Here is a 14,888-nt window from a genome sequence, read left to right on the forward strand (position 1 = left end):
GCATGAGTACATGCCCGACCTACGACCTTTGAGCTTATTCATACCGCAACTCTTCCGCCGGTTTGATCCGCGACGCCTGCCACGCGGGATAAATCGTCGCCAGAATTGACAGCAAAAAGGCCACGCCGGTGATGCGGGTCACGTCCGACCACAGCAATTGGGAAGGCAGCTCGCTGATGTAGTACACATCGCCCGACAGGAATTTGCTGCCGATCATGCGCTCGATGGCCGGGACGATGGTCTCGACGTTCAAGGCCAGCAGCACCCCGCCGACCCCGCCCAGCAGCGTCCCCGCCAAGCCGATGATGGTGCCCAGCACGATGAAGATGCCCATCACGCTGAGCGGCGTCATGCCCTGGGTGCGGAGGATGGCGATGTCGGCCTTCTTGTCCGTGACCACCATCACCAGGGTCGAAACGATGTTGAACGCGGCCACCGCGACGATGAGCAGCAGGATGATGAACATCACCCGCTTCTCGGTCTGGATGGCCTTGAAGAAGTTGCTGTGGGCCTGGGTCCAGTCGGTGATTTGGTAGCGGCCCGGCAGCTTGGAGCCGAGTTCCTTGGCGATTTGGCGGGCGTGGAACACGTCGTCCAGCTTGAGCCGCAGACCGGAAACGGCGCCATCCAACTGGAATAGCGTGGACGCATCGTCCAGGTGAATCAAGGCGAGGTTGCGGTCGTATTCATACATGCCCACCTCGAACACGCCGACCACCGTGAACCGCTTGAGCCGGGGCAGGATGCCGGCGGGGGTGGCGGTCACTTGCGGGGTGATGACCGTGATCTTGTCGCCCGTGACGGCGCCGAGGTATTCGGCCAGTTCCGAACCCAGCACGATGCCGAACTCGCCGGGCTTGAGGTCGTCCAGCTTGCCCTCCACCAAGTGGGTGGCGACTTCGGACACGCGGGGTTCGAAGTCGGGCAGGATGCCCCGCAGCAGGGTGCCGCTGACCCGCCGGTCGGAATTCAGCATGGCTTGGCCTTCCACATAGGGTGCCCAGCCCCGCACACGCGGTTCCTGCTTGAGCGGGGCTTCCAGGGTCGGCCAGTCGTGAAGTTGCCCGCCCAGGCCGGTGATGCTGGCGTGGGCCGTCATGCCGAGGATGCGCTCGCGGAGTTCCGCCTCGAACCCGTTCATCACGGACAGGACCGTGATGAGCGCCGTCACGCCCAGGGCGATGCCCAGCACGGAGGTCAGGGTGATGAAGGAAATGAAGCGCGTGCGCCGCTTGGCCCGCGTGTAGCGCAGGCCAATGAAAAGAATCAGGGGTTTGAACATGGATGGCGGATCAACCGGCTCCGCGAGGGATGGCAGGGTGGGGGAGGGCCGTGGCGCTATGAGCGCGACTTATTTTGGCAGTCGAGGCAGACGCCGTACAGGCAGAGCGAGTGTTCGGTGAGTGAAAAGTGTTTCTGCCGGGCGATTTCCTGTTGCCGCTTCTCGATGGTGTCGTCCCGGAATTCCTCCACCCGACCGCATTGCACGCAGACCATATGGTCGTGGTGGTCGCCCCGGTTCAGTTCGAATACGGAATTGCCGCCCTCGAAATGGTGGCGTTGGACGAGACCAGCGGCTTCGAACTGGGTCAACACCCGGTACACGGTGGCGAGGCCGATTTCCTCGCCTTCGGTGATGAGAGTTTTGTAGACCTCTTCCGCCGTCAGATGCCGGTCGGCATTGGCGCGGCTCTCCAGCATTTCGAGGATTTTGATGCGGGGCAGCGTGACCTTGAGTCCCGCCTTGCGAATATCTTGAGTTTCCACGGCGGCTCCGCGCTGTGTTTTAAGCCAGTTGATCGAGTATCATTGCGGACTGCTTGCGACCTTGAAGCCATCATATCATGCTCAAACCCCGCACCGTAATAACCCACTGCTTCGCTCTGTTTTTGGCTGGCTGCTCCTTGGAGTGGCTGCCTTTCGTATACCATCTGGACATCCACCAGGGTAATGTCGTTTCTCAGGAAATGGTGGATCAACTGCGGCCTGGCATGACCAAGCGGCAGGTGGCCTTCATCATGGGGGCGCCGCTGGTCGTGGACCCATTCCACGATGGGCGCTGGGATTATGTCTATTCCAACCAGCCCGGCGGCGAGGCGCGGGTGCAGAAAAACATCACCCTCGTGTTCAAGGACGATGAGCTGGCCGGCCTGCAAGGGGATTTCCGACCGGGCAATCTGCCTTCCATCGAAATGGTGAAGGACACCGTGGTCGACATTCCCAAGATCGAGCGGGAAAGGACGCTGTGGCAGAAGATTTCGGGATTGTGGGGCGGGGGGGATTCGTAAGGACTCCGGCTAGGCATCGGTGTTCCGGCATAGGCACCGTGCTACCCTTCGCCATGTTTTGTTGTTTCGGAGAACCTTGATGGAAGCTACCACTTACACCCACGCCCGCCGCGACCTTGCCGGAATCATGGACAAGGTCAATGATGACCACGCGCCTGTGATCGTGACCCGGCAGCGGGGTAAGCCAGTTGTGGTTATGTCGTTGGATGACTATCACGCACTGGAAGAAACCGCTTATCTGTTGCGGAACCCGCGAGGGGCTGAGCGCCTGCTGACCGCCGTGGAGCGTTTACGTGCCGGGGGCGGCGAGGCGCGGGAGTTGCTGGATGCAGATTCGCTTTGATCCGCTGGCTTGGGAAGATTATCTCTACTTGCAGCAGCACGACAAAGCTTTGCTCAAGCGCATCAACCTGTTGATCAAGGAAATCCAGCGCGATCCATTCGTCGGCATCGGCAAGCCCGAACCCTTGAAACACGGTCTTTCCGGGTTCTGGTCGAGGCGGATAGATGATCGCCACCGCCTGGTTTATGCCGTTGAGGGTGGAGCATTATTGATTGCCCAATGCCGGGATCATTATTGATGGAGGCAGTCGGGCATGTATTCCATGCCCGATGTTCAGGTGCGGATGCTGAGCTTGAGTTCCCGAACCGGCCCTGGACGTTATTTCCTCACGGCCCGCTGCCGCCGGGCCTCCTTCGGATCGGCGATGAGAGGCCGGTAAACCTCCACCCGGTCCCCCGTCCGTAGCACTTGGTTCAACGCGCAGGGCTTGCTGAAAATGCCTATCTTCTGGTCGGCAAGCTCAATCTCGGGAAACTTCCCCAACAGCCCAGACGCCTGAATGGCCGCATCCGCCGTGGCACCCTCGGCCATCTCCAAGGGCACAATCACCTGAACTTCCGGCTTGGCGTAGGCCACTTCCACCCTCATTCCGACGATCCATAAAGCGCCTTGGCCCGCTCGGTGAAGGCACCCACCAGCGTATTGCAGATTTGATTGAAGACCGCGCCGAAGGCTAGGTCCGCCAGCCTGCCGGAGAGTTCGAAATCCAGTTGCAGCGAAATCTTGCTGGCGTCCTCCCGCAAGGGCTGGAATCGCCAGACGCCTTCCAGACGGCTGAACGGACCCCGCAGCAGCCGGATATGGATTTCTTCCCGACCATTGTGGGTGTTGCGGGTGGCGAAGCTCTTGTGGAACCCGGCCCGGGCGATGTCCAGTTCCGCCTCCACCACATCGCCCTCGCGTCGCAGAATCCGGCTGGACCGGCACCAGGGCAGGAATTGTGGATAGGACTCGATGTCCTCCACCAGCGCAAACATCTGCGGCGCGGAAAAGCGCACCAGGGCGCTTTTTTCGATGGTGGTCATGACCGCCTCAGAACAGGCCGCGCAGGAAGATCAGCGCGACGGCGATGGGGGCGACGTATTTCACCAGAATCAGCCAGCGGTCGTAGTGCTTGCCCATGTCCAATTCGGCCTCGCTGGCTTCACGCTTCATGATCCACCCGGCGAAGGTCGCCACCAGGATGCCGCCCACCGGCAGCATGAGGTCGGCCGTCAAGAAGTCCACCAGTTCGAAGAAGTTCTTGCCGAACCAGGTGCGGTCGGCCCAGACGTTGAACGAGAACACCGTGCCGAGTCCGATGAACCAGCACACGAACCCGCTCCACGCGCAGGCTTGCGGGCGGCTCAGACCTTTGTTCTCCGACAGCCAGGCCACCGCCGGTTCGATCAGCGCGATGGCGGAGGTGATGGCGGCGAAGAACACCAGCACGAAGAACAGCGTGCCGAATAAGGTGCCGCCGGGCATTTGGCCGAAGGCGATGGGCAGGGTCTCGAAGATCAGGCCCGGCCCCATGGTGGGTTCCAGGCCGTTGGCGAACACGATGGGGAAGATGGCGACGCCCGCCAGCAAGGCCACCAGGGTGTCGGCGGCGGCGACGATGACCGACGAACGGGCGATGGACACATGGTCGGGCAGGTAGGAGCCGTACACCATGATCGAACCCATGCCCAGCCCCAGCGAGAAGAACGCCTGCCCCATGGCGATCAGTATGCCCTCGCCGGTCAGCTTGCTGAAATCGGGCTTGAACAGGAAGGACATGCCCTGGCCGAAGCCTTCCGAACTCATCGCGTAGCCGTCCAGCAAAACCAGCATGATGAGCAAGCCCGGCATCATGATCCGTGTGGAGCGCTCAATGCCTGCGCTGACGCCCTTGCTGACGATCAGCATGGTCGTCGCCATGAAGGCCGTGTGCCAGATGAATTGGACGTCGGGGGAGGACTTGAGGTCGAGGAACGCCTGCTGGGCGGCTTCCGGGCCGGTGTGGCTCAGGAACCCACCAGCGGTCTTGAAGATGTAGGCCATGGACCAGCCCGCGATGACCGAGTAGTAGGACAGGATCAGGAAGCCCGCCACCACCCCCAGCCAGCCCGCCAAGGGCCAGGCGCGGCTGGCTTTGGCCTCCTCCGCCAGGGACCGCATGGTGTTGATGGGGCTTTGGCGTCCGCGCCGACCCAGCATGGTCTCGGCGATCATGATGGGGATGCCGATGGCCAGCACGCACAGCAAGTAGACCACGACGAAGGCGCCGCCGCCGTTGTCGCCCGCCAGATAGGGGAATTTCCAGATATTGCCGAGGCCGATGGCGGAACCGCTGGCCGCCAGGATGAAGGCCAGACGCGAGGACCATTGGCCGTGGATGAAGCGTTGCTCTGTCATGATTTTCCCTTGTGATTTTTAGTGCCGACCGATTGAAAACCCCGGCTGCCCGGCGGATGCCGTAAAATAACAAGATTTTCCAACCGCGTCAGGCATTCCACCCATGGCCGCAAAGAAGAGCAAGGATTCCGGTAATTCCAACATCGCCCAGAACCGCCAAGCCACCCACGATTATTTCATCGAAGAACGCTTCGAAGCGGGGCTGGTGCTGCAAGGCTGGGAAGTCAAAAGCCTCCGGGCGGGCCGCGCCCAGCTCAAGGAAAGCTACGTGGTGCTGAAGGGCGGCGAGGCGTGGCTGCTTGGCTCCCATGTTTCCCCGCTGCTCTCGGCCTCCACCCACGTCAATCCCGACCCCACCCGCTCCCGGAAGCTCTTATTGCACTGGCGGGAACTCAGCAAACTCATCGGCTCGGTGGAACGCAAGGGCTATACTTTGGTGCCCCTTGCCATGTATTGGAAGAAAGGCCGCGCCAAGCTGGAAATTGGCTTGGCCCTGGGCAAGAAGCTGCACGACAAACGCGCCACCGAGAAGGAACGGGATTGGCAGCGCGAAAAGCAGCGGGTGATGCGGCGCGGTTCGGATTGAAGCGCCGGTTTGCCTTGGTCCGGTGAGCGTGTGGGTCGGGAATGTATTCCCATGTCCGACGCTTGCGGCAATCGGAGAAACTATCGGGCATGAGTACAGGCCCGACCTACGTGGCTTCTCACGCACTTTCTTAGATAATTTGGTATCCCCGGTTTCCGGCTTAGCCGTAAGCCGGGGATTTGTTTTGTAATTTCAGAAAACCCATTCGACCCCATCCCTCTGGATGTACCCATGATCCGTTCCGCCGCTTCCATTCTATTAACCGTATTCGTCATTCTTCTGTCCGGTCCGGTGTCCGCCGGGCCTTATTCCGGGCTGGTGGTCGATGCCGACACCGACCGCGTGCTGTACGAGCGAAACGCCGACGAGCTTCGCCATCCTGCCTCCCTGACCAAGATGATGACGCTCTACATGGTGTTCGACGCCTTGTCCAAGGGCGAATTGTTCCTCGACACCGCGTTCCGCGCCTCCTCCTTCGCCATCATGCGCCCGCCATCCCGGCTGGGGCTTGAGGCGGGGGACACGCTCACGGTGGAACAAGCCATCTTGGGGCTGGTGACTCGCTCGGCCAACGATGTGGCCTCGGTCATCGCCGAGAGCATGGCCGGTTCCGATTCGGCGTTCGGCTTCCTGATGACCGAGAAGGCCCGCCAGTTGGGCATGAGCCAGTCGGTGTTCCGCAATCCGTCGGGCCTGCCGGACCCCAACCAAGTCACCACCGCTTGGGACATGTACCGGCTCGGCAAGGCGCTGCAACGGAATTTCCCTCAGTATTACACCTATTTCTCCACGCCCCGGTTCTATTACGAGGGCCATGGCTTCGACAACCACAACCATCTGATGGAGACCTATGCCGGCATGGACGGCATCAAGACCGGCTTCATCAACAAGTCCGGCTTCAATCTGGTGGCGTCCGCCAAGCGCGACGGTAAGCGCCTGATTGGCGTGGTGTTCGGTGGCCCCAGCGCCCGTGGCCGAGACCAGCACATGCGGGAAATCCTCGACGATGGTTTCGCCCAATTGAATGGCGCCGAGCCGAGCGTGATTACCGCCGCCTTCGACCGTCCCGCGCCGCCCGTATTGCTGGCTAGACCTCGCCAAGCCGAGCCGGAGGCGGCTCAATTGGCCGAGCTAGTGCATCGCAAGCGGGCTGCCAGAGTCGCCGGTCATGCCGTTCCCCGCGCCCGCGCCACTCATGCGGTCGCTCGTCATGGACACGCCAAGGCACCTTTGGTGGCACAGGCCAAAAACGGCAAGCATGGCACCCCGGTGGGCCACGCGCCGCCGGTTAAAGTGGCCGCGTCTCGCGCCGCCGCCCCGGCCGCTAGAGCGGAGCAGGGTCGGGCGGATAAAAAAATCGTGCTTGCCAGCACGAAAGGCCCGGCCAAAAGCGACGGGGGCTGTCAGGGGCATAAATCGAAGAAGTGCGGGTCCGGTCATTGAGCCGACAGCCCGCCCATCTGGGGGACGCCATGAACAAATACTTCGTCGCTGCCGGGCTGGCCGCGTTCGCGGGCTTGGTCTATCTGCTCGCGCCCATGCTCACGCCCTTTGTCGCCGGGGCGTTGGTGGCGTATTTGGCGGACCCGCTGGTGGATCGCCTGGAAGCGCTGGGACTGAAACGGCTGTCCGCCGTGCTGCTGGTGTTCGGGTTGTTGATCCTGATCGTCGGGCTGATGCTGCTGTTGGTCGTGCCGCTGCTGGAGGATCAAATCGCCAGCTTCATTGATGAACTGCCAGCCTATGCCCGCTGGTTCCAGACGGCTGTCGTGCCTTGGCTGCAAAAGCATCTGGGCGTCCGCCTGCGCCTCGTCAACCTCGACCAATTGACCGGGATGCTGAGCGCCCATTGGCAGCAGGCCGGTGGCATCGCCACGACGGCGCTTTCCTACCTGACTCATTCCGGCGCCGTGGTGGTGTCCTGGCTCATCAACCTGCTGTTGATTCCGGTGGTGGTGTTCTACCTGCTGCGGGATTGGGATGTGATGATTGGCCTGATCCGCGACCTCTTGCCCTTGCGGTGGCGGACCAGCGTCGTCGAACTGGCGAAGGAGTCCGATGAGGTGCTGAGTTCGGTGTTCCGGGGCCAGTTCATGGTGATGGCGGCGCTGGGCACCATTTACAGCCTGGGGTTGTGGCTGGTGGGCGTGAACTTGGGGCTGTTGATCGGGATGTTCGCTGGTCTGGTCAGCTTCATTCCCTACGCCGGGGCCACCACCGGGATCGTCTTGGCGTCGGTGGTGGCGTTGGCGCAATTCGGCGAGTTCGGCCCGGTGCTGTGGGTTTGGGCCGTGTTCGGGGTGGGGCAAACGCTGGAAGGCATGTGGCTGACGCCCACCCTGGTGGGCAACCGGATCGGCCTGCATCCGGTGGCGGTCATCTTCGCTGTGCTGGCGGGCGGGCAGTTGTTTGGATTCTTGGGGGTTTTGCTGGCCTTGCCGCTGGCCTCGGTGGTGATGGTGTTATTGCGCCATGCCCACGAGCTTTACAAGGAGAGTGATTTATACAGCGATACCAAGGTGGAGGTATATTCCACGGTCGAGCGCGAAGACAAGTGATAACGGAATGGCGGGAGCGGGCTTCAGCCCGCGATTTTCCAGCACCGTTGCGGGCTGAAGCCTGCCCACCGGGGATTATTCTCGATGAATGCAGATATGCCGCAAGCCCTTCAAATCGGTGATGTGTACATACCGATTATGCACGTCGATAAAGCCTTGGTCCTGGAACGTCCGTAGGGTGCGGCTCACGGTTTCCAGCGCCAGCCCCAGATAATTGCCGATTTCCTGCCGGGTCAGGCTGAGCTTGAAGTTGACCGACGAAAACCCCCGCTTTTGCAACCGATCCGACAAGTCCACCAGGAACGCGGCCACCCGCTCCTCGGCGGGCTGCTTGCTGGTGACGGCCTGCTCGGTGGCCTCGTCCAGCCGGGCGCTGGCGTGGCGGAACAACTCTTTCAGCAGGTTGGGGACTTTCTGGCACAGCTCGTCCAATTGCTCGGCGGGAAGCTCGCAATAGCTCAGGGTTTCCAGGGCAATCGCCGAGCAGGCGTGGCGATCCGAAGCCAGGGCGTCGAACCCCAGCAATTCCCCCGGCAGCAACAATCCGGTGATGTACTCGTTGCCCCGGCTGTCGTAAGTCACGGTCTTGGCCGTGCCCGCCTTGATGGCGATGATTCCCCGGAATCTGTCCCCCTTGTGGTAAAGATGCTCCCCTTTCTGCAAGGTTTTTTTCCGGCTGACGATGCGGCTGATGCGTTCAATATCTTCCGGCGCCAAGCCACGGGGGATGCACAGAGACGTCAGGCTACAGTTTTGGCAGGTGACCTGGAGTTTGTCCCTGATTTCCTGGGAATCGGTTGCGGTGTCTGGTGGTGTTGAGGACATAAGGCGTAAAACTAGATAGAGAAATCCATCTTGGCTTGCGGGGCGTGAAACCGCCGGAAGGCAGGGGCGGCGGCAGGCCGCTGTTGTGGGCCGACCATTTTCTCAAAGCTGGTTTGGCAAGTCAGGACGGTGGGAAAGCTTGTTTTATAGGGCTTACGCATTTGGCCCCTTCCACCTCTGGGAGAAGGTTGGGATGAGGGGGCCAAAAACAAAAAATCCTTATCTTTCAATCCCCTCATCCTAACCCTCTCCCAGAGGGCGAGGGAACGGATCGCATTGCTGCGTAAGTCCTATTTTAATTAATCCGGCGTGGCGTTTTGCCGCACCGGAGGCGCTTCCTTTGCGCTTGGCACCGGCCATCCCCGGAGCCAGTGCATTGTAAATGGTATATTCGTTTTTGTATCCATTTCCCGGTTTTTTCCTGCGTTTGGTGAACAATGGCCCCGAATTTAATGGGGTTGACGCCGAATGGATGGAGTCCGGGCAGGGAGCGCTCTTCCCGCGCACGAACCACCCCGGCGCATCGTCGCCAAGCCCACCGGCCAAGTCGAAGCTGTTAAAATCGCGCGCTGTTTTCAGCCGGAATCCCGCCATGAGTTCGTTGCCTGTCATTACTCCCTATGAGCTTCTCGGTGGGGAACCCGTCCTCCGCGAGTTGATCGAGCGGTTTTATGGTTACATGGACACGTTGCCGGAAACCGCCGTCATCCGCGCCATGCACGCGCCGGATTTGGCGGGGGCCAAGGACAAGCTGTTCAAGTTCCTGTCGGGCTGGCTGGGCGGGCCGAATCTGTATTGGGAGGAATTCGGCCATCCGCGCCTCCGTATGCGCCATTTCCCATTCAGCATCGGCGTCCCCGAGCGGGACCAGTGGATGCTGTGCATGGCGAAGGCGCTGGACGACACCGCCATGCCCGCCGAATTGCGCCGGGCTTTGCTCGAAGCCCTCGCCCAGACCGCCGATCACATGATTAATCGCGCCGATTAATCCGCTTGATTCCTTTTCCTCGCCAACCCGCTTAACTCTGTAATCCGGTACAGCCGCCATGAGAATGAGTCCCGGTGAATTCACCGACTGGGAAACCAAACGCATCACCCTATTGGGTATGTCTGGCGTTGGTAAAACCACCCTCGCCGATAAGTTGCCGAAGCAAAATTGGTTCCATTATTCCGGGGATTACCGGATAGGCACCCGGTATCTCAACGAGCCGATTTCCGACAACATCAAGCGTCAGGCCATGGAAGTGCCATTCCTGCGTGAGTTGTTGCAAACCGATTCCATTTATATCCGCAGCAATATCACCGTGGATAATCTGGCGCCGGTGTCCACATTCCTCGGTAAATTGGGAAACCCCGCCCTGGGGGGATTGTCCCTGGCCGAATTCAAACGCCGCCAAGCCTTGCACCGGGACGCGGAAATCCGTGCCATGCGCGATGTGCCGGAATTTATCAGCAAGGTGGACACCATTTACGGCTACAAGAACTTCATCAACGACGCGGGCGGCAGCGTGTGCGAATTGGATGACCCGGAAACCTTGGGCGTCCTGGCCGAGCGCACGGTGATTCTATATATCCGCACCACGCCCGAATTGGAGAACATGCTCATCGAGCGGGCCAGAAGAGACCCGAAGCCGCTGTATTACCGCGAGGCGTTTCTAGACGAGCAGCTAGACATTTTCATCAATGAAAAAGGCTATCTGAATGTGGACGAGATACCCCCGGATGAATTCGTCGCCTGGGTTTTCCCGAAACTATTCCGGTCCAGGCTGCCCCGCTACGAGGCCATCGCCCAGGAATATGGTTATACCGTGGATGCGCGGGACATCGCCCAGGTGAACGACGAGACGGATTTCCTCGCCATGATTCGGGACGCCCTAACCCGATGAGTCGCTGCGCCATTTATTTATTCAATACTGGGAGTCCTGAATCATGCCCCTGGTAGCCCACACCGATTTGCCCACCTTCCAGCGCCTTCACGAAGAGGGCCAGGAAATCCTGTCCGTCGAACGCGCCAAGCGTCAGGACATCCGCGAGATGCACATCGGCCTCCTGAACATGATGCCCGACGCGGCCTTGGAGGCCACCGAGCGGCAGTTCTTCCGGCTGGTGGGCGCGGCCAACCCCATCGTGCAATTCCATGTCCACCCGTTCACCATTGAGGGGCTGCCCCGTGGTCTGGCGGGCCGTGAGCATATCGAGCGCTATTACGAGGGCTTCGAGCAGATCAAGCGGGACGGGCTGGACGGGCTGATTGTCAGCGGCGCCAACGTCACCCACGCGCACCTTCAGGAAGAGCCGTTCTGGGAGCCGCTGACCGAGGTGTTCGATTGGGCCAGGGAAAATGTCGCGTCCACCCTGTGTTCCTGTCTGGCGACCCACGCTTTGATTCAGTATGGTTATGGTATTGAGCGCACCCATCTGGGCTTCAAGCGCTGGGGGGTGTATCCCCATCATGTGGTGGAGAAGCGCCATCCCTTGGTATCGACCATTAATACCCGTTTCGACGTGCCCCATTCCCGGTTCAACGAGATTTTCCGCGAGGATATGGAGCGGATGGGGTTAAAGGTGTTGGTGGAAAGTGGCGAGGCCGGGGTGCATTTGGCGGTGAGTCCCGATTTGCTGCGGGTGGTGTTTTTCCAGGGGCACCCTGAATACGACACCATCAGCTTGTTGAAGGAATATAAGCGCGAAGCGATGCGCCATTATCACGGCGAGCGGGATGATTATCCGCCGTTTCCCGAGCATTATTTCGACACGGAGGTGGGGGATGTGCTTAATGAATATGGTCAGCATCTCCGCACCGCCCGGCGCGAGGGATTGCCAGCGCCAGAATTCCCCGAGCATGAGGTCGTCAAGCACCTCGATAATACCTGGCGTGATACCGCCAAGGCGGTATTCAATAACTGGCTTGGGTTGATTTATCAAGTCACCGATCAAGACCGCCGGAAACCTTTTATGGACCATGTCGATCCTAATAATCCTTTGGGGTTGAGGCTGTGATACTGGCCAGATCGGAATACCGCCCCTCAAGCTTTCTGCGCCGTCTTGAATCTGCGTGGCGGGGAATGTCAGGCGGCGGTCGAGGCGGTGGAGTCTCTCGGGAATTGGGACGATCAACCGGACCTGTTGTATTGGCTCGTTCTTGCCCGGTACGGGGTGGGTGGCTTGGATGAATGTCGGCCTGTATTGTTGCGGTTGGCCCTGATGGCCCCGGAGCGCCTGCCCGATGCCATAACCGCGCTGGGGGATGGGCGGTTGAATCGGGAGTGGAAGTCTTTCCTGGCGGATTGTAGCTGGGTGGAGGGCGGTGCCTCGGCGGCGTGGTTCCCGGCTTGGTATGGCTTGGCGCATCCCGGGCTGCGGGCCATTCCCGGTGCCATGCCCGTGTCGCTGGAAGCCAAGGTTTGCTCTCTGGTGTTGCGTTTGAACGTGCTGGAAGGGCAGGGCGCGAGTCCCGAATTGGTGACCGCCAGGAAGCGCCTGCGTGAATTGGCCCCGGAGCTATATCGAAATTCACATGGAGCGCCACGAGGCTTAATCCCGACCAGGCGGGCGCGGTTGTTAACCGCGACCCAAGCCCGCCAACGCCGCCATCGCCCACCCAAACCCGATCCGCTCCTGCTCCAGCCGCAGATTCCGCCGGATGCGGTTGTCCCGCAAGTCGTCGTACAAAGCCCGCTCTTCCGCCGTCAGCCGGGTGAGTTCACGCGCCGTCGGCTTGTCTTCCTCCCCCCACAACGGCTCAAAGGCCAACAGCGTGGCCCGGTCCATCAAGAAGGACTCCACCGCCCCGAACTGCCCGCGCAACTGGTCGAGGATGGCGAAGCCGTGGGTGTCGATGTCGCCCCAGTAATGGATGCGGCAACCAGCCAACCACGCCGCTTGCCCCAAGCTCTCGAAGCCATAGCCCGCGCCGAAAACCGCCAGGCCGTCCGGCAGTTCCGGGAAGGCCAGGAAGTTGGTCTCGTTTTCGGTGATGAACACCCGGGAGATGGCGGGATTCAGCGCGGCGAAGCTGCCCGCGTCCAGGGTGATGTCCTGGCTGGCCGGGCCGGGCAGCAGGGCATGGCACGGGTCCAGCACGCGGAAGCGGATTCGCTCCGGCTTGCCGCGAAAGCCGTAGCGTTCGGCGAAGCGGCCCACGCCCGTCGCCGTGGCGTCGATGGCCTCGGGCGGCAGCACGCCGTCCAGCAATTCCGTCAGCGTGCCCCGGTGGGCCTCGATGAATTTGCTATGCACGCCGGGGATGTCCACCTGCCGGAGATACACGCCGGGCCGGGGATGGGCCGCGACCCAATCCACGATGTCCAGCAGCCTTTCCCAATCGCCCGCCAATTCCAGCAAGCGCAAGGGCCGCTTGGCGATCCACGCCAGCAGGCCGGGGTTGCGCTGTCGGGTCAGTGCCGCCAGCCGCCGCAATTCGGCGGCTTCCTTCTGCTTGCCGATCAAGGCCACGGCGTCCTCCGCCGAGTCGATCCAGGCTTCATCCGGCAGGGCATTGGCGCCGAACACCCGGTGCCTGAACTCACGCATGACCAGCCGGCAATGGCGCAGGTTCTGCAATTCGGCGATCCAGGTCCGGGCCTCGTCAAAGCGGTCCAGCAGTTCGGTGGAACTTGGGGCTTTGAGGACCAGGCGTCGGGGAAACAGGGATTCGCCGGTGGCTAGGCTGGCGGGCAGGTCGCCCTTGTCCCAGAGCTTCCGCATTTGGGCACGCAAGTCTGTTGAGGTGGTCCAGAAGGGTTTGTTTCGGGGAGTGGTCATATAGGTTGGGCGCTGGAGTTCATGTAGGTCAGGCAGGTACTCCTGCCCGACTTACGAGGTTTTTTATTCTTCAAAATTCTCGATGCTCAAATAGTATTTTTGTGAAAATTAAACAGAATAATTACTGGTATACAGCTTTGGATTAATTTTCATCACCCTCTAGTGTTATTCGTGATTTTCATGGAGAATTGCGCCGCCAGCACCGATAGAGCCGTGCTGGCGATGGTCGGTCCATTAAGTATGTGAGCTTTTTGAAAGCTGACCGATTTATCTTAAACACAGGGAGGTATTGCCGTTATGAAAGTGAAAAACCTAGGCACCAAAACGTTATTTATTTTCGGAATTATGTTGGCCTTGGGTGGCCTTTCAAATCCGAGCCAAGCGGACCAACAGTGTTCAAAGTCAAGCCTGGCGGGGGATTGGAGGTATTCCGAACAAGGCACCCACAATAGCTTCGGCGCTTGGAGCGAAATCGGTTCCTTTACCCTGAATTCATCGGGAACAGGTTCGGGAGTGGCGATAATTACGGCGGCTCAAGCCGGCCTGGTGAACCTGACAGTCCCGCTAAGTTCAATTCAAATCATCAGCTTTAACAGTCAAAATTGCACCGGCACCGCCAGCTTTATTGCGGGTGGGGACACCGCGAATCCAAGAACCATAGCTCTCGTAATGACCTCGAAATCGTCTTTTGAGTATCTCAGCACGACGGGAGACCTGACGATTATAGGAAAAGCACAAAAGAGAGGCTTTAATAATTAGATAATCAACCTAAGTCGCGTTTTGGAAGAGTTCGAAAAAGGCCGCGAAAGCGGCCTTTTTCATAGATATTTACCGTTATCTCTTACCGCCGCCAACCGCGCCTTCTCCTCCCGATATTCCTCAATCGAGAGATTCCGCAGCTTCGAGTCCCGGCCATTGTCGTTGTGGACGAAGCCCACGCTGGCGACGAACGGCTCGGTGATGTGGATTTTCTGCAAGGGCGTGACGATGAGCAATTGCAGGTTGAGTTGGGAGAACAGCCTCAAGCCATACTGCGCCGATTCGTCCGAGCCGCGCCCGAACGCCTCGTCGATCACCGCGAACCGGAACGTCTTGGACCGCACCGCCCCCCACTGCAGCTTGAACTGGTACGCCAGCGACGCCGC

At 60.2% G+C, this 14,888-nt stretch carries 19 protein-coding genes; 10 read left to right on the top strand and 9 right to left on the bottom strand.

The window, feature by feature from the left end:
- Positions 1 to 34 precede the first annotated feature (34 nt).
- Both ACXWUF_RS08075 and fur read right to left on the bottom strand, forming a co-directional pair.
- On the bottom strand, positions 35 to 1,282 hold the full coding sequence (locus ACXWUF_RS08075; RefSeq protein ID WP_458494158.1) for a lipoprotein-releasing ABC transporter permease subunit: 1,248 nt from the start codon (positions 1,280 to 1,282) through the stop codon (positions 35 to 37).
- Positions 1,283 to 1,338: 56 nt separating this feature from the next.
- Complete coding sequence (gene fur, locus ACXWUF_RS08080; RefSeq protein ID WP_458494159.1) at positions 1,339 to 1,767, bottom strand: ferric iron uptake transcriptional regulator; 429 nt, start codon at positions 1,765 to 1,767, stop codon at positions 1,339 to 1,341.
- Between the two features lie 77 nt (positions 1,768 to 1,844).
- Between fur and ACXWUF_RS08085 the strand changes: the two genes are divergently transcribed.
- The 3 genes from ACXWUF_RS08085 to ACXWUF_RS08095 all read left to right on the top strand — a co-directional run bounded on the left by ACXWUF_RS08085 (position 1,845) and on the right by ACXWUF_RS08095 (position 2,869).
- The gene (locus tag ACXWUF_RS08085) at positions 1,845 to 2,288 is read left to right on the top strand and encodes an outer membrane protein assembly factor BamE (protein ID WP_458494160.1); all 444 of its coding nucleotides are present in this window, start codon (positions 1,845 to 1,847) and stop codon (positions 2,286 to 2,288) included.
- Positions 2,289 to 2,367: 79 nt separating this feature from the next.
- Positions 2,368 to 2,631 (top strand): type II toxin-antitoxin system Phd/YefM family antitoxin, encoded by a 264-nt coding sequence (locus ACXWUF_RS08090; RefSeq protein WP_458494161.1) that lies wholly within the window; start codon positions 2,368 to 2,370, stop codon positions 2,629 to 2,631.
- The gene (locus ACXWUF_RS08095; RefSeq protein ID WP_458494162.1) at positions 2,615 to 2,869 is read left to right on the top strand and encodes a Txe/YoeB family addiction module toxin; all 255 of its coding nucleotides are present in this window, start codon (positions 2,615 to 2,617) and stop codon (positions 2,867 to 2,869) included. The genes ACXWUF_RS08090 and ACXWUF_RS08095 overlap by 17 nt, the downstream gene beginning before the upstream one ends.
- A gap of 80 nt (positions 2,870 to 2,949) precedes the next feature.
- Here the strand turns inward: ACXWUF_RS08095 and ACXWUF_RS08100 are convergent, their stop codons facing one another.
- From ACXWUF_RS08100 to ACXWUF_RS08110, 3 genes are read right to left on the bottom strand one after another with little or no spacing between them, the layout of a single operon-like run.
- Entirely contained in the window at positions 2,950 to 3,219 is a 270-nt protein-coding gene (locus ACXWUF_RS08100) for an RnfH family protein (RefSeq protein WP_458494163.1), read from the bottom strand.
- Positions 3,216 to 3,656, bottom strand: coding sequence for a type II toxin-antitoxin system RatA family toxin (locus ACXWUF_RS08105; RefSeq protein WP_458494164.1), 441 nt, complete (start codon positions 3,654 to 3,656; stop codon positions 3,216 to 3,218). Before ACXWUF_RS08105 ends, ACXWUF_RS08100 begins: the two co-directional genes overlap by 4 nt.
- A gap of 7 nt (positions 3,657 to 3,663) precedes the next feature.
- Positions 3,664 to 5,010 carry a sodium-dependent transporter gene (locus tag ACXWUF_RS08110; protein ID WP_458494165.1) on the bottom strand — a complete coding sequence of 449 codons (1,347 nt, stop codon included), beginning with the start codon at positions 5,008 to 5,010 and terminating at the stop codon, positions 3,664 to 3,666.
- A gap of 103 nt (positions 5,011 to 5,113) precedes the next feature.
- Here ACXWUF_RS08110 and smpB point away from each other — a divergent pair, with 103 nt between their 5' ends.
- The 3 genes from smpB (at position 5,114) to ACXWUF_RS08125 (ending at position 8,154) form a co-directional block, all read left to right on the top strand.
- Entirely contained in the window at positions 5,114 to 5,596 is a 483-nt protein-coding gene (gene smpB, locus ACXWUF_RS08115) for an SsrA-binding protein SmpB (protein ID WP_458494166.1), read from the top strand.
- A gap of 231 nt (positions 5,597 to 5,827) precedes the next feature.
- Entirely contained in the window at positions 5,828 to 7,039 is a 1,212-nt protein-coding gene (locus ACXWUF_RS08120; protein ID WP_458494167.1) for a D-alanyl-D-alanine carboxypeptidase family protein, read from the top strand.
- 29 nt (positions 7,040 to 7,068) lie between these two features.
- Complete coding sequence (locus ACXWUF_RS08125; RefSeq protein ID WP_458494168.1) at positions 7,069 to 8,154, top strand: AI-2E family transporter; 1,086 nt, start codon at positions 7,069 to 7,071, stop codon at positions 8,152 to 8,154.
- A gap of 75 nt (positions 8,155 to 8,229) precedes the next feature.
- On the opposite strand, the gene fnr is transcribed toward ACXWUF_RS08125, so the two are convergent.
- Together fnr and ACXWUF_RS08135 are read right to left on the bottom strand one after the other, a co-directional pair.
- Complete coding sequence (gene fnr / locus ACXWUF_RS08130; RefSeq protein WP_458494169.1) at positions 8,230 to 8,979, bottom strand: fumarate/nitrate reduction transcriptional regulator Fnr; 750 nt, start codon at positions 8,977 to 8,979, stop codon at positions 8,230 to 8,232.
- A 240-nt stretch (positions 8,980 to 9,219) separates the two neighbouring features.
- A complete protein-coding gene (locus ACXWUF_RS08135) occupies positions 9,220 to 9,591 on the bottom strand; it encodes a hypothetical protein (RefSeq protein WP_458494170.1) in 372 nt (123 codons plus the stop codon).
- Between ACXWUF_RS08135 and ACXWUF_RS08140 the strand changes: the two genes are divergently transcribed.
- Genes ACXWUF_RS08140 through metA form a run of 3 tightly spaced genes read left to right on the top strand, consistent with a single transcriptional unit; the run spans position 9,572 to position 11,979 of the window.
- Positions 9,572 to 9,967 carry a group II truncated hemoglobin gene (locus ACXWUF_RS08140; protein WP_458494171.1) on the top strand — a complete coding sequence of 132 codons (396 nt, stop codon included), beginning with the start codon at positions 9,572 to 9,574 and terminating at the stop codon, positions 9,965 to 9,967. The genes ACXWUF_RS08135 and ACXWUF_RS08140 overlap by 20 nt on opposite strands.
- Positions 9,968 to 10,025: 58 nt before the next feature.
- Positions 10,026 to 10,865, top strand: a complete 840-nt coding sequence (locus ACXWUF_RS08145) for an ATPase (RefSeq protein ID WP_458494172.1) — start codon at positions 10,026 to 10,028, stop codon at positions 10,863 to 10,865.
- 43 nt (positions 10,866 to 10,908) lie between these two features.
- Positions 10,909 to 11,979, top strand: coding sequence for a homoserine O-succinyltransferase MetA (gene metA, locus ACXWUF_RS08150; RefSeq protein ID WP_458494173.1), 1,071 nt, complete (start codon positions 10,909 to 10,911; stop codon positions 11,977 to 11,979).
- 561 nt (positions 11,980 to 12,540) lie between these two features.
- Here the strand turns inward: metA and ACXWUF_RS08155 are convergent.
- A complete protein-coding gene (locus tag ACXWUF_RS08155) occupies positions 12,541 to 13,743 on the bottom strand; it encodes a DUF3322 domain-containing protein (RefSeq protein ID WP_458494174.1) in 1,203 nt (400 codons plus the stop codon).
- A gap of 297 nt (positions 13,744 to 14,040) precedes the next feature.
- Between ACXWUF_RS08155 and ACXWUF_RS08160 the strand changes: the two genes are divergently transcribed.
- The gene (locus tag ACXWUF_RS08160) at positions 14,041 to 14,502 is read left to right on the top strand and encodes a hypothetical protein (RefSeq protein ID WP_458494175.1); all 462 of its coding nucleotides are present in this window, start codon (positions 14,041 to 14,043) and stop codon (positions 14,500 to 14,502) included.
- A gap of 59 nt (positions 14,503 to 14,561) precedes the next feature.
- Here ACXWUF_RS08160 and ACXWUF_RS08165 read toward each other — a convergent pair.
- On the bottom strand, positions 14,562 to 14,888 hold a 327-nt coding region (locus tag ACXWUF_RS08165), incomplete at its 5' end, for an SbcC/MukB-like Walker B domain-containing protein (RefSeq protein ID WP_458494176.1).

This window comes from Methylomagnum sp. (assembly GCF_054333355.1).

Excerpts from the sequence above, each read along its gene's own strand:
- ACXWUF_RS08075 (WP_458494158.1), bottom strand. The coding sequence starts at position 1,282 with ATGTTCAAACCCCTGATTCTTTTCATTGGCCTGCGCTACACGCGGGCC.
- ACXWUF_RS08085 (WP_458494160.1), top strand. The coding sequence starts at position 1,845 with ATGCTCAAACCCCGCACCGTAATAACCCACTGCTTCGCTCTGTTTTTG.
- ACXWUF_RS08090 (WP_458494161.1), top strand. The coding sequence starts at position 2,368 with ATGGAAGCTACCACTTACACCCACGCCCGCCGCGACCTTGCCGGAATC.
- ACXWUF_RS08095 (WP_458494162.1), top strand. The coding sequence starts at position 2,615 with ATGCAGATTCGCTTTGATCCGCTGGCTTGGGAAGATTATCTCTACTTG.
- ACXWUF_RS08100 (WP_458494163.1), bottom strand. The coding sequence starts at position 3,219 with ATGAGGGTGGAAGTGGCCTACGCCAAGCCGGAAGTTCAGGTGATTGTG.
- ACXWUF_RS08105 (WP_458494164.1), bottom strand. The coding sequence starts at position 3,656 with ATGACCACCATCGAAAAAAGCGCCCTGGTGCGCTTTTCCGCGCCGCAG.
- ACXWUF_RS08110 (WP_458494165.1), bottom strand. The coding sequence starts at position 5,010 with ATGACAGAGCAACGCTTCATCCACGGCCAATGGTCCTCGCGTCTGGCC.
- smpB (WP_458494166.1), top strand. The coding sequence starts at position 5,114 with ATGGCCGCAAAGAAGAGCAAGGATTCCGGTAATTCCAACATCGCCCAG.
- ACXWUF_RS08120 (WP_458494167.1), top strand. The coding sequence starts at position 5,828 with ATGATCCGTTCCGCCGCTTCCATTCTATTAACCGTATTCGTCATTCTT.
- ACXWUF_RS08125 (WP_458494168.1), top strand. The coding sequence starts at position 7,069 with ATGAACAAATACTTCGTCGCTGCCGGGCTGGCCGCGTTCGCGGGCTTG.
- fnr (WP_458494169.1), bottom strand. The coding sequence starts at position 8,979 with ATGTCCTCAACACCACCAGACACCGCAACCGATTCCCAGGAAATCAGG.
- ACXWUF_RS08140 (WP_458494171.1), top strand. The coding sequence starts at position 9,572 with ATGAGTTCGTTGCCTGTCATTACTCCCTATGAGCTTCTCGGTGGGGAA.
- ACXWUF_RS08135 (WP_458494170.1), bottom strand. The coding sequence starts at position 9,591 with ATGACAGGCAACGAACTCATGGCGGGATTCCGGCTGAAAACAGCGCGC.
- ACXWUF_RS08145 (WP_458494172.1), top strand. The coding sequence starts at position 10,026 with ATGAGAATGAGTCCCGGTGAATTCACCGACTGGGAAACCAAACGCATC.
- metA (WP_458494173.1), top strand. The coding sequence starts at position 10,909 with ATGCCCCTGGTAGCCCACACCGATTTGCCCACCTTCCAGCGCCTTCAC.
- ACXWUF_RS08155 (WP_458494174.1), bottom strand. The coding sequence starts at position 13,743 with ATGACCACTCCCCGAAACAAACCCTTCTGGACCACCTCAACAGACTTG.
- ACXWUF_RS08160 (WP_458494175.1), top strand. The coding sequence starts at position 14,041 with ATGAAAGTGAAAAACCTAGGCACCAAAACGTTATTTATTTTCGGAATT.